The organism is Plantactinospora alkalitolerans, assembly GCF_015690345.1.
Taxonomy (GTDB): Bacteria; Actinomycetota; Actinomycetes; order Mycobacteriales; family Micromonosporaceae; genus Plantactinospora; species Plantactinospora alkalitolerans.
Genome location: NZ_JADPUN010000294.1, coordinates 1 through 12,352 on the forward strand (window position 1 = coordinate 1; position 12,352 = coordinate 12,352).

The 12,352-nt window shown below is 71.6% G+C and carries 12 protein-coding genes and 1 pseudogene; 8 read left to right on the forward strand and 5 right to left on the reverse strand.

Annotated elements, in window-relative coordinates; genetic code table 11:
* From I0C86_RS33425 to hpnH, 6 genes are all read left to right on the forward strand, one after another.
* Positions 1 to 588, forward strand: a 588-nt coding sequence (locus tag I0C86_RS33425) for a squalene/phytoene synthase family protein (protein WP_196205301.1), incomplete at its 5' end; no start/stop codon positions are given.
* Positions 585 to 1,937 (forward strand): hydroxysqualene dehydroxylase HpnE, encoded by a 1,353-nt coding sequence (gene hpnE, locus I0C86_RS33430; protein WP_196205302.1) that lies wholly within the window; start codon positions 585 to 587, stop codon positions 1,935 to 1,937. The genes I0C86_RS33425 and hpnE, both read left to right, overlap by 4 nt.
* Before the next feature lie 73 nt (positions 1,938 to 2,010).
* A complete protein-coding gene (locus I0C86_RS33435; RefSeq protein WP_196205303.1) occupies positions 2,011 to 3,048 on the forward strand; it encodes a polyprenyl synthetase family protein in 1,038 nt (345 codons plus the stop codon).
* Positions 3,048 to 4,973 (forward strand): squalene--hopene cyclase, encoded by a 1,926-nt coding sequence (gene shc, locus I0C86_RS33440; protein WP_196205304.1) that lies wholly within the window; start codon positions 3,048 to 3,050, stop codon positions 4,971 to 4,973. Before I0C86_RS33435 ends, shc begins: the two co-directional genes overlap by 1 nt.
* Before the next feature lie 29 nt (positions 4,974 to 5,002).
* A complete protein-coding gene (gene ispH / locus I0C86_RS33445; protein WP_196205311.1) occupies positions 5,003 to 6,484 on the forward strand; it encodes a 4-hydroxy-3-methylbut-2-enyl diphosphate reductase in 1,482 nt (493 codons plus the stop codon).
* An 81-nt stretch (positions 6,485 to 6,565) separates the two neighbouring features.
* A complete protein-coding gene (gene hpnH, locus I0C86_RS33450; protein WP_196205305.1) occupies positions 6,566 to 7,570 on the forward strand; it encodes an adenosyl-hopene transferase HpnH in 1,005 nt (334 codons plus the stop codon).
* 60 nt (positions 7,571 to 7,630) lie between these two features.
* Here the strand turns inward: hpnH and I0C86_RS33455 are convergent, their stop codons facing one another.
* The 3 genes from I0C86_RS33455 to I0C86_RS33465 form a co-directional block, all read right to left on the reverse strand.
* Positions 7,631 to 8,392 carry an SDR family NAD(P)-dependent oxidoreductase gene (locus tag I0C86_RS33455; RefSeq protein WP_196205306.1) on the reverse strand — a complete coding sequence of 254 codons (762 nt, stop codon included), beginning with the start codon at positions 8,390 to 8,392 and terminating at the stop codon, positions 7,631 to 7,633.
* A gap of 88 nt (positions 8,393 to 8,480) precedes the next feature.
* A complete protein-coding gene (locus I0C86_RS33460; RefSeq protein ID WP_323373993.1) occupies positions 8,481 to 9,461 on the reverse strand; it encodes a helix-turn-helix domain-containing protein in 981 nt (326 codons plus the stop codon).
* Positions 9,462 to 9,670: 209 nt separating this feature from the next.
* The gene (locus I0C86_RS33465) at positions 9,671 to 9,910 is read right to left on the reverse strand and encodes a DUF397 domain-containing protein (protein ID WP_196205307.1); all 240 of its coding nucleotides are present in this window, start codon (positions 9,908 to 9,910) and stop codon (positions 9,671 to 9,673) included.
* A 462-nt stretch (positions 9,911 to 10,372) separates the two neighbouring features.
* Between I0C86_RS33465 and I0C86_RS33470 the strand changes: the two are divergent.
* Both I0C86_RS33470 and I0C86_RS33475 read left to right on the forward strand, forming a co-directional pair.
* A pseudogene (locus I0C86_RS33470) lies at positions 10,373 to 10,963 on the forward strand (GGDEF domain-containing protein); the annotation flags it as partial.
* 200 nt (positions 10,964 to 11,163) lie between these two features.
* Complete coding sequence (locus I0C86_RS33475) at positions 11,164 to 11,442, forward strand: hypothetical protein (RefSeq protein WP_196205308.1); 279 nt, start codon at positions 11,164 to 11,166, stop codon at positions 11,440 to 11,442.
* A 29-nt stretch (positions 11,443 to 11,471) separates the two neighbouring features.
* Here the strand turns inward: I0C86_RS33475 and I0C86_RS33480 are convergent, their stop codons facing one another.
* Both I0C86_RS33480 and I0C86_RS33485 read right to left on the reverse strand, forming a co-directional pair.
* The gene (locus tag I0C86_RS33480) at positions 11,472 to 11,882 is read right to left on the reverse strand and encodes a hypothetical protein (protein WP_196205309.1); all 411 of its coding nucleotides are present in this window, start codon (positions 11,880 to 11,882) and stop codon (positions 11,472 to 11,474) included.
* Between the two features lie 215 nt (positions 11,883 to 12,097).
* A partial coding sequence (locus tag I0C86_RS33485) for a hypothetical protein (RefSeq protein WP_230395212.1) occupies positions 12,098 to 12,352 on the reverse strand: 255 nt, incomplete at its 5' end.

The following is a 12,352-nucleotide window of genomic DNA, read 5'->3' on the forward strand; positions in this document are numbered from 1 at the left end:
ATTCCGCTGGCCGCCCTCGACGAACTGGTGGACGGCTGTGTCGCCGACGTCCGGGGCACCCGGTACGGGACGCTCGCCGAACTCGTCGGCTACTGCCGCTGCGTCGCGGGTTCGATCGGCCGGCTCTCGCTCGGCGTGTTCGACCTCCGACCATCGGCGGACCGGAACGTGGCCGCCGAACTCGCCGACACCCTCGGCATCGCACTGCAGCTGACCAACATCCTCCGCGACATCGTCGAGGATCGCGGGATCGGGCGGATCTACCTGCCCCGGGAGGACCTGGACCGGTTCGGGTGCCGCCTGGAGCTCGGCGTCGACGGCGGGTTCACCGATCCGCCGGACCGACTGGCCGCCCTGGTGCGCTGGCAGGCTCAGCGCGCCGAACGGTACTACTCGACCGGGCTGCGGCTGCTGCCGCTGCTGGACCGGCGCAGCGCGGCGTGTGTGGCGGCGATGGCCGGGATCTACCATCGGCTGCTGGCCAGGATGGTCGCCGACCCGATGGCGGTCACCCGGCGCCGGATGTCGCTGCCCGGCTGGGAGAAGGCGTACGTCGCCGCGCGGGCGATGACCCGGAGCGCGCCATGACGACCGAACAGGTCTGCGTCATCGGTGGTGGCCTGGCCGGTATCGCCTCGGCCGTACGCCTGCTCGACGCCGGGCACCAGGTGACCCTGGTGGAGGCCCGCCCGGCCCTCGGTGGCGCCACGTACTCGTTCCGCCGGGGTGACCTCACCGTCGACACCGGCCAACACGTCTTCCTCCGCTGCTACCAGCAGTACCGCGAACTACTCGTCCGGCTCGGGACCGCCGACCGGGCCGCCGTACAGGACGCGTTCGCGGTGCCGATCCTGCGGGTCGGTGCGCCGCCGCACGTTCTGGCCCGGAACCGCCGGTTACCCGCACCGGCGCACCTGCTGCCGGCACTGCTCAACTACCGTCCACTGCGCTTCGGCCAGCGGCTCTCGGCGGTCCGCGCCGCCGCCGCGCTGCGGCGTGTCGAGCCGGACGACCCGGCCGCCGACCGGGTCAGCTTCGGCGCCTGGCTGGCCGCACACGGTCAGGACGCGCCGACGATCCAACGGCTCTGGGAACTGATCTGCGTCGCCGCGCTCAACGCCCCGCCGGACCGGGCCTCGCTCGCGCTCGCCGCCCGGGTGTTCCGGACCGGGCTGCTCGACCGGGCCGACGCCGCCGACATCGGTCGGCCCACCGCGCCCCTGGGCGAACTGCACGGTACGCCGGCCGCCACCCTGCTCCGGCAGCGCGGCGCCACGGTCCGCACCGGGGTACGGGTCGGAGAGATCCGGGTCGACCAGGGACGGTTCCGGGTTGCCGGTGACGGCCTCGAACTGATCGCCGATGCCGTGGTTCTGGCCGTACCACATCCGCAGGCGGCCCGGCTGGTACCCGTGGAGGCCGCGCCGGACCGGGCCCGCTGGGCGAGGCTCGGTGCGGCGCCGATCGTCAACGTGCACGTCCACTACCAGCAGCGAATCACCGAGTTGGAGTTCGCCGCCGGACTGGACACGCCGGTGCAGTGGGTGTTCGACCGGACTCCGCCCGGCGCGTCCGGCCAGTACCTGGTGGTGTCCATCTCCGCGGCCGAGCAGGTGCTGGCGGTCCGGGCGGGCACCCTGCTGCAGACCTATCTGGCCGCGCTGGCGGAGGTCTTTCCGGTGGCCCGGCAGACCCGGATCCGGGACGCGTTCGTCACCCGGGAACCTCGGGCGACGTTCCGGCAGGAGCCGGGCTCACGCAGCGCCCGGCCACCGGCTCAGACCCGGTCACCCGGGCTGGCGCTGGCCGGCGCATGGACCGACACGGGATGGCCGGACACGATGGAGGGCGCGGTACGTAGCGGTCAGCGCGCCGCCGACGTCGTGCTCGCCCACCTCGGGTCGACATCGAGCGTGGCGACGGAGGCGACGACGTGACCGAACGGAGCGAGGGCATCGGCAAGCCCGGTCGACCAGGTCACGGCGACGACGAGCGGAGCGAGGAAACGACATGACAACGATGCTGCCCAGCGTCCTATCCCAGGTGGACGAACTCGTCCAGCCCGAGATCCGGGTGGCGCTCGAGCGGATCGACGAGCGTACCCGGCTGGTCGCCGGTTACCAGCTGGGCTACTGGGACGCGGCGGGCGAGCCCACCGGCCGGAGCGGAAAGGGGCTGCGGCCGGCGCTGGCGCTGCTCTCGGCCCGGGCCGCCGGACAGACCGTACGGCGTGGGCTGCCCGCCGCGGTCGCGGTGGAACTGGTGCACAACTTCTCGCTGCTGCACGACGACGTCATCGACGGCGACCTGGAACGCCGGCACCGGCCGACGGCCTGGGCCGCGTTCGGGATCGGACCGGCGATCCTGGCCGGCGACGCGATGCTCAGCCTCGCCGACGAGGTGCTCTCGACCGGATCCGACCTGGACCTGGTACGGGGGCTGTCCACCCTGCACACGGCGATCCGTCGACTGATCGCCGGACAGGCGGCCGACGTGGCGTTCGAGACCCGCGCCGACGTGACCCTGGACGAGTGCCTGGCAATGGCGCGGGACAAGACGGCAGCCCTGTTGGCCTGCTCCGCGACGCTCGGCGCGGTGCTCTGCGGTGCCCCGCCGACGGTGGTCGACGGCCTGGCCCGGTACGGCGAACGCCTCGGCCTGGCCTTCCAACTCGTCGACGACCTGCTCGGCATCTGGGGCGAGCCCGCGGTCACCGGTAAGCCGGTGCTGTCCGACCTGCGGGCCCGGAAGAAGTCGGTGCCGGTGGTCCGGGCCCTCACCTCGGGCGGCCCGGCCGCTGACCAACTCGCCGACCTGTACGCGAGCCCGGGTGAGCTGTCCGCCCCGGACCTCGCCCTGGCCGCCGCCCTGATCGAGGAGACCGGCGCCCGGGACTGGACCGAGAAGCAGGCCGACCGGCTGCTCACCGAGGCACTGGCCGAGCTGGACCAGCTGGGCGAGCCGGTGTCGGCCACCGGCACCGACCTGTCCGAGGTGCACGCCGACCTGGTGTCGATCGCGCACTTCATGACGGGACGGGACCACTGATGCACCTGTTAAAAGGGGACCCCTCTGCCACAGAAAACGATAAGAAGGGGCCCTTCCTTACGGCAGAGGCGGCGCTGGACCGGGCGCGGGACCTGCTGTTGGCGCGGCAGCAGGCGGGCGGCTGGTGGCAGGGGGAGCTGGAAACCAATGTCACGATGGAGGCCGAGGACCTGCTGATGCGGGAGTTCCTGGGCATCCGTACCCCGGTGGAGACCGAGCCGACGGCCCGGTGGATCCGGTCGAAGCAGGGGGCCGATGGGGCCTGGGCCAACTTCCACGGCGGACCCGGCGACCTCTCGACCACCATCGAGGCGTACGCGGCGCTGCGGTTGGCCGGGGATCCGGTGGACGCGGAGCACCTGTGCCGGGCGCGGGAGTTCGTCCTCGCCCACGGTGGGATCGAGGCGAGCCGGGTCTTCACCCGGCTCTGGCTGGCGCTGTTCGGCGAGTGGCCGTGGCAGCGGTTGCCGGCGATCCCGCCCGAGGTGGTGCTGCTGCCGCCCTGGTTCCCGCTGAACGTCTACGACTTCGCCTGCTGGGCGCGGCAGACCATCGTCCCGCTCTCCGTCGTCCGGTCGCTGCGCCCGGTACGCCCGCTCGGGTTCTCGCTCGGCGAGCTGCGTACCGGCAGGCCGTCGGCGCCGGCGCCGTCGCTGCGCCGGCGGAGCGGGTGGATGCACCGGCTCGACGGGGCGCTGCGCGGGTACGAGCGCCACCCGATCGGTCCGGTCCGGCGCAACGCCCTGCGCCGGGCGGCGGAGTGGATCGTGGTCCGGCAGGAGGCCGACGGCTCGTGGGGCGGAATCCAGCCGCCCTGGGTCTACTCGCTGATCGCGCTGCACCTGCTCGGCTATCCGCTGTCCCATCCCGTGCTGCGCAGCGGCCTGGCCGGACTGGAGCGGTTCACCGTCCGGGAGGAGACGCCGGACGGCCCCGTACGCCGGTTGGAGGCGTGCCAGTCCCCGGTCTGGGACACCGCCCTAGCGATGGTCGCCCTCGCCGACGCGGGGCTGCCGGCCGAGCATCCGGCCCTGGCGGGCGCCGCAGAATGGCTGCTGGCCGAGGAGATCAGGGTGCCCGGAGACTGGGCGGTACGCCGCGCCGGCCTCGCGCCCGGTGGATGGGCCTTCGAGTTCGACAACGACGGCTACCCGGACACCGACGACACCGCCGAGGTGCTGCTGGCGCTGGGGCGTACCGGCGCGGATCCGGCGGTCCGGGCGGCGATGGAACGCGGCGTCGTCTGGCTGTGCGGCATGCAGTCGCGCGACGGCGGCTGGGGTGCGTTCGACGCGGACAACACCCGGGCGGTCGCCCGCAGCCTCCCGTTCTGCGACTTCGGCGAGGTGATCGACCCGCCGAGCGCGGACGTCACCGCGCATGTCGTGGAGGCGCTCTGCGCCGAGGGGCTGACCGGCGGGACGGCCGTCCGCCGGGGCGTCGGCTGGCTGCTGCGCAACCAGGAGGCGGACGGTTCGTGGTTCGGCCGGTGGGGCGCCAACCACGTGTACGGGACCGGTGCGGTCGTGCCGGCGCTGATCGCCGCCGGGGTGCGGCCGGACGATCCGGCGATCGTCCGTGCGGTGTGCTGGCTGCACCGCCGGCAGAACCCGGACGGCGGCTGGGGCGAGGACATGCGCTCGTACCGCGATCCGGCATGGCGGGGGCGGGGCGTCTCCACCGCGTCCCAGACCGCCTGGGCGCTGCTGGCGCTGCACGCGGCCCGATCCGACGACACGGCGTCGGTGCGGCGGGGGATCGGTTGGCTGGTCGAGACCCAGCGCCCGGACGGTGGCTGGGACGAACCGCAGTTCACCGGCACCGGCTTTCCCGGCGACTTCTACATCAACTACCACCTGTACCGGCTGGTGTTTCCGATCAGCGCCCTCGGCCGGCTGCTGCGCGACGCGGACCGGTTCAGTTGAGCGACGCCGACTGGGTGCTCTTCGCACCGATGCGTGTCGAGGCCCGGGCACTGCGCCGGGGCCTGCCGCCGGGCGCCCCGCTGCGGCGTACCGGTCGGGGGCCGGCCCGCGCCACCCGGATCGCCGACGGTTACCGCGACACCGGTGCGCTGGCCGTCGCCGGGATCGCCGGCGGCCTGGTGCCGACGCTGCGCACCGGGGACGTGGTGGTGGCGACCGAGGTACGTCGGGCCGGTGTGCGCGGCGGTGCCCCGGTGCCCTGCCCGGCGGCGCCGATGATCGCCGAGGCACTGCGCCGACGTGGCCTGACCGTTCATCTCGGCCCCGTGGTCACCAGCCGTCGGCTGGTCGACGGCCGGATGCGGGACCGGTTGGCGGCCACCGGCGCGCTGGCGGTGGACACCGAATCGGCGGCGCTGCTGGCCGGCGCCACCGGCCGCCCCACCGCCTGCGTCAGGGTGGTCGCCGACGTGCCGCCGCATCCGCTGTACCGGCCCGCGACGCTGGGCCGGGTCGTCGCCGCACTGCGGGTACTTCCGGAGGTCGCTCCGGCGCTCGTCGAATGGGCCGAGGCGACCACGGCCCGGCAGGTCGTGCTGGCCTCGCCGCGCTCGTTCTGCGCCGGCGTGGAGCGGGCGATCAGCACGGTCGAGCAGGCGCTGGACCGGCACGGTCCACCGGTATACGTGCGCAAGCAGATCGTGCACAACGCGCACGTCATCGCCGACCTACAGCGCCGGGGTGCGGTCTTCGTCGACGAACTGACCGAGATTCCCGACGGCGCCCTCACCGTCCTCTCCGCGCACGGGGTGGCGCCGGCCGTCCGGGACGCCGCCGCCGAGCGGGGACTGCCGGTCATCGACGCCACCTGCCCGCTGGTGACCAAGGTGCACAGCGAGGCGCGCCGGTTCGTCGGGCGGGGCAACACCGTCCTGCTGATCGGACACGCCGGCCACGAGGAGACCGAGGGCACCCTCGGCGAGGCGCCCGGACGGATCGCCCTGGTCGAGTCCGTCCGGGACGCGGAACGGATCGAGGTCGCCGACCCGGACCGGGTCTCCTACCTGGTGCAGACCACTCTCGCCGTGGACGAGGTCGCCGGGGTGCTCGACGTGCTCCGGCGGCGTTTCCCGGCCCTGACCGGGCCGTCCTCCGACGACATCTGCTACGCCACCACCAACCGGCAGGCGGCGTTGCGCGAGGTGGCCGCCGTCGCCGACGTGGTGCTGGTGCTCGGCTCGGAGAATTCCTCGAACTCCCGGCGGCTGGTGGAGGTGACCGAGCGCGGGGGGACCCCCGCGTACCTGGTCGACGACGTCGACTCGGTCGATCTCCGCTGGCTCGCCGGGGTACGAACGATCGGCGTCACCGCCGGTGCCTCGGCACCGCCCCGACTGGTCGACCAGACCGTCGCGGCGTTGACCGGGCTCGGCGCCGACTCGGTACGGGAACACACGACCCGGACCGAGGATGTGCATTTCACCCTTCCCAAGGAGATCCGAACATCATGACGGGGAGCACTCAGCAGGGCATTTCATCAGACCGCACAACCGGCGGCGCGATGGTCGGACCGACCGGGACGGAGTGCTGAGATGGGCATGCCACTGCGGCAGAGCATCCGGGTGGGCCGCTATCTGCTGGAGCAGAAGCTGCGCCGCCGGACCCACTTCCCGCTGCTCGTCGAACTGGAACCACTGTTCGCCTGCAACCTCTCCTGCGCCGGCTGCGGCAAGATCCAGCATCCGGCGGACGTACTGAAGCGGCGGATGCCGGTGGAGCAGGCCCTCGCGGCGATCGAGGAGTGCGGGGCGCCGATGGTCTCGATCGCCGGCGGCGAGCCGCTGATGCATCCGGACATCGACAAGCTGGTCGCCGAGCTGGTCCGACGACGCAAGTACATCTTCCTCTGCACGAACGCGGCGTTGCTGCGCAAGAAGCTGCACAAGTTCACCCCGTCCCGCTACTTCTCCTTCGCCGTGCACATCGACGGTCTGCGGGAGCGGCACGACGCCTCGGTCTGCAAGGACGGCGTCTTCGACGAGGCGGTGGAGGCGGTACGCGAGGCCAAACGGAAGGGCTTCCGGGTCACCAGCAACACGACCTTCTTCTCCACCGACACCCCGCAGACCGTGATCGAGGTGCTCGACTACCTCAACGACGATCTCGGCGTCGACCAGATGATGCTCTCTCCGGCGTACGCCTACGGCAAGGCGCCGGACCAGGAGCACTTCCTGGGTGTTACGGAGACCCGGACGATGTTCAAGAAGGCGTTCGCCGACGGGCGGCGTCGCCGCTGGCGCCTGAACCACTCGCCGCTGTTCCTGGACTTCCTCGAGGGCCGGATCGACTTCAAGTGCACCGCGTGGGCGATCCCCTCGTACTCCCTGTTCGGCTGGCAGCGTCCCTGCTACCTGCTGGGCGACGGGTACGCGCAGACGTACAAGGAGCTGGTCGAGACCACCGAGTGGTCGGCGTACGGGCGGGGCAAGGATCCGCGCTGCGCAAACTGCATGGCGCACTGCGGGTACGAGCCGACGGCCGTCCTGGCCACCATGTCCTCCCTCCGCGAGTCGCTACGCGCGATCCGCGCCAACTGAGATGTAAGGAAGGGCCCCCTATTATCGTTTTCTGTAGAAGAAGGGTCCCTTCCTAACACCTCAGCCGAACCGGTCGGCCAGCCGGCGGTAGGTTGCCGGCAGGGTTGCCCGGACGGCGATCGGCAGGTACATCCAGCGCGGCAGGCAGACCTCGTGCCGACCGCTGAGCATGCCGCTGACCAGTGCGGCGGCGGCTCGGTCCGGGGGTACGGGCCGGGGGCGTCGGCGCGGGTACGGGCGGCCCCGGCGGGCGAAGAACGGGGTGTCCACGACCGCCGGAACCAGTTCGGTGACCACGATTCCCCGGCCCGTCACCTCCTTGCGCAGGCTGTCGGCGAAGACGCTGAGCCCTGCCTTCGTTCCGGCGTACACCGCCTCTTCGCGTACTCCGAGGCGGCCGGCGATGGAGCCGACGAAGCCCAGGTGCCCGGTGCCCCTGGACAGCATGCCGGGCAGTACGGCCCGGGCCAGCAGCATCGGGGCGGTCAGGTTCGCGGCCACCAGGGCCTGGATCTGCGCGTCGGTCATGCCGGTGATCGGACCGGCCCAGCCCTGGCCGGCGTTGTTGACCAGGATGTCCACCCGACCGGCGAGGTCGAGGACCCGGGCGACCAGCTCGGCGGTCCGGTCCGGATCGGTGAGGTCGCAGGGGATCGGTGTACCGCCGGACAGGTCGGCGGCCGCCGCGAGCCGTTCGGCGTCCCGGCCGCTGAGGAATACCCGCGCGCCGGCGGCGGCCAGTCGTCGGGCCGCGGCCGCGCCGATCCCCGACGATGCGCCGGTGACCAGGGCGACGGCGCCATCGAGCCGGCGCGAATTCATACCGGTAGTGTGGCTCATCCGTTGCCGGTGTACGGTGCGGAGCGCCGAATGCGCCGCAACGGCCTCCGGAGTCGCCGGCAGGGCCCGGTCAGGCGTGGGCGGACTGCAGGTCGTGCAGCGTGGCCCGGAGGAACGCGGGAGTGTCGGCCGGCGAGCTGGCCTCGACGCAGAGCCGTTCCATCGCCGCGGCGTAGTAGTCGACGTCGTCGCGCTTGTCGAGGTAGAGCGCGCTGGTGAGCTGTTCCATGTAGACGACGTCGGGCAGTTCCTGGTCGGGGAACCGGAGCAGGCTGAAGGCGCCTCCGGCGGCGGCGTGCCCCCCGGCCTGGAAGGGGATCACCTGCACGGTGACGTTGGGCAGCTTCGCGACCTCGATGAGGTGCGCGATCTGACCGCACATCACCTCGGGTCCACCGATCAGGCGGCGCAACGCCGCCTCGTCCACCACGACCCAGAGCTGCGGGGCGCCGGGCCGGACGAGCACCTTCTGCCGGTCCATCCGTAGCTCCACCCGACGCTCGATCTCCTCCTCCGGTGCCCCGTCGTGGGCGAGCAGCACGACGGCACGGGCGTACTCCCGGGTCTGGAGCAGACCGGGGATGTACTGCACCTCGTACGTCCGGATCAGGGCGGCCGAGGCCTCCAGCCCGAGGTACGACTGGAACCAGTTCGGCAGGACGTCGCCGTACCGGTGCCACCAGCCCGGGTTGTTGGCCTGACGGGCCAGGGCGAGCAGCGAGGCCCGTTCCGCCTCGTCGGTCACCTGGTAGAGGGTCAGCAGGTCCGCGACATCGCGCTCCTTGAATCCCACGCGGCCCAGCTCCATCCGGCTGATCTTCGAGCCGGACGAGCGGATTTCCCAGCCCGCGTCGTCGCGGCTGACGCCTTTGGCCTCACGCAACTTCCGTAACTGGCTGCCGAGCAGGATGCGCAGCACGGTCGGACCACCGGCAATCGCGGCCTCGGCAGCCGCTCCACCCGCATAGACCGGCCCGTCGCCGAGGCTCGGCGCGCTGTCGGCCACCTCACCGTCGGGGGCGGAACCATGGCCGGATGGAGCCATTGTCACGTGTTGCCTCCACATGCTCGACGCAGCCCGCCGGGGGCTGGGCCCAAATCCGTCGGTAAGCATGCCATGGCATGAGGGTGAGGAGGGTAGACCGACCGCGCTATTTTTCTCGACCGTCGTCCAGCCGGTGGGCCTGAATGTGGTGAGTAGAAGGCGACTGCCGTCGGCGGCCGGGCCGTGGGGGTGCCCGGGACGCCGATGAACCGGCGCTACCGGATGAAGTGATCGAAGTCGCCGTCGCGGGCGCCGAGGATGAAGGCGGCGATCTCGTCGGTGGTGTAGATCAACGCCGGTCCGTCGGGGTCCCGCGAGTTCCGGATGGCGATGCCGGCGCCGCCGGGTAGCTCGGCCATCTCGACGCAGTTTCCGCTGGGGTTGCTGCGGCGGCTCTTCTGCCACGCGACGGCGGGTAGCTCGCCGGTGGACATGCCGTTGTAGGTCTGATTCATCGGAGTCTTTCTGGAGATCCCGGATGGCTGGTGGTGGGCGTCGCGTAGGCCCGGCTGCGTAGATCCTCCCCGTGGACGCGTCGTCAGCCGTGACGGTGGTTCGCACCGCCCTCAGGTCACGTCTGCATGACCATCTGCACGTGCATTCGCTCTTGCGCCTGCACCTGACAGCGAGCATGATAGCGCTTGTAAGGGTGTGTCCGTTTGTTCACTTTTCGTGACGGAGGCGGGGGAGCCATTGCCAGCGCAGCGGCAGTGTTGGAGAGCAGGTGGGAGTGCCTTTATGCCCGCCGGCCTGGGCAGATGGTCGCCAACACATCGCAACGAAGCAATTCCGGCCCGTGCTGGGGCAGGCGAACTTCGATCACGGACAGTCATGAACGCGCCTTGGCTACCGGCCTTCGGACAGGGCGGCGGTCCGTCCCGCGACCTCTCCCGGGCCTCCTGAAGGGACACGCCACAGTGGACCCCTTCACCTTCGCGGCCGGCGCCGCCGCCGTAGCGGGAATCGGCGCGGCCTGGCGGATGCACAGCCGGGTTCGGACCGTGCAGGCCGAGGTGGTGCGACTCCGGGAGGAACTCCAGGCGGAGCGACACGCGGCCAGCCACGATCCGTTGACCGGGCTGCCGAACCGGCGTGCCTTCTATCAGATGGGTGCCGCCCTGGTCGCCGATCCCGGACGGCCGTCCCTGGTCGCGGTTGTCCTCGATCTCGACGACTTCAAGCAGATCAACGACCGCTTCGGCCACGCCGCCGGCGACCAGGTGCTGATCGCGGTCGCCTGGCGGTTCGCGGCGTACGCGGGCAACAACAATCTGGTCGCCCGGCTCGGCGGCGACGAGTTCGCCGGACTGCTCACCGGGGTCCGGAGCGACGGTCGGTGGTTGCACCAGGCCGCGCGACGGTTGGCCGAGGTCGTGTCGGCGCCGATCCAGCTCGCCGAGCACGACCTACGGGTGACGGCCTCGATCGGCCTCGCCCCGGTGCACGGTTGTGCACAACTGGCCGAGGCACTGAACCTGGCCGACGCCGCCATGTACCGGGTGAAGACCGGCCGAGGCCGCCTCTCCCGGGTCGATGACAACGGTCCGGTCGGCGTCCGGGTCGCCGGCCCGCTGTCATCCCGCTGTGCGCCGGCCACGGCGCCGCTCAGCTTGCCGGGCACCCTGGGGGGCCGGTTACCGGGTACGTCAACCGTGCCGCGTGAACTGATCGAGACGACACCGGGCGCCGAGTCAGGAGGGCAGTGAATATGCCAGTACCCACCGTGGATCCGCACCGACGCGACCCGGCCGAAATCGATCCCGCCGCCAGTTACCGACCGACCGACCCGGTGTGGGTGTACCGGTCCGGCACCTGGCGGGCCGGCGTGGTCGAGGCCGCCTCGGCACTCGCCGCCACGGTCACCTACCGGCCGAACAGCGCCCGGGGTACCGGCGTCGACACCCTGACCGCCCAGTACATGATCCGCCGGGCCGACCCCGACCCGCTGCTCGACGAACCGATCATCATGCCCGCCGGTAGGCGCTGAGGGTCGCGCCGTCGGATGCCGTGGAAGTCTCACCGCGTCCGGTGTCGCCGCCCCAGGTACGCGCCGATCCCCGCCACCAGGCCCGTGCCGAACAACGAACCGACCGCGACGAGTGCGGCGCCGACGGGCCACAGTCCGTCGCCGTCCGCGTCGGTCGCGGCGTCCACCGCGAAGAACACGGTGAGTACGACCGTTACCACCAGGCTGGCCAGCCAGGGCCGGCCGCGCCGAGCGGTCTCGAACACGAGCAGGGCCAGCACCAGGCCGAGGCCGACGACCTGCCACGCCTGATACGGGCCGGTCTGCGATCCCGTCACCGGATCGGTCTCCTTGTGCTGGTCCCAGCCGAGGAACGCCCAGTAGGCGAGCGCGGTGGCGCCGGCGAGCGCCACGCCCCAGAGCAGGACGGATCGGCCTGACTGCTGCGGTACGTCGGTCATCGGATTCCTTCCGTGGATACTCCGGCCTTGCGGCCGATGAGGATACGGAACTCCTGCGGGCCCGAACAGAGGCGTGGACCTGCGGCGGGAACGGATCAACTACAACGCCACCAGCGCGATGCTCACCGGGTGGAAGAAGACCGAAGAACTGGCGTTCCTCAACGAGGTGTCGTCCGTGCCGTTGCAGCAGACCCTGCGGCACCTGCAGGGCGCGTTCACCAACTTCTTCGCCAACGCGCCCGGTACCCGACCTTCAAGTCGAAGAAGAAGTCGCGGAAGTCGGCCGAGTACACCACCAGCGCCTTCCGCTTTCGTGACGGCCGGCTGACGTTGGCGAAGATGGCCGAGCCGTTGGACATCGTGTGGTCGCGGCCGTTGCCCGAGGGTGCGTCGCCGTCCACGGTCACGGTGTCGCAGGATCCGGCGGGACGCTGGTTCCTGCGACACCGTGACCGTGGACGGCGACGCAC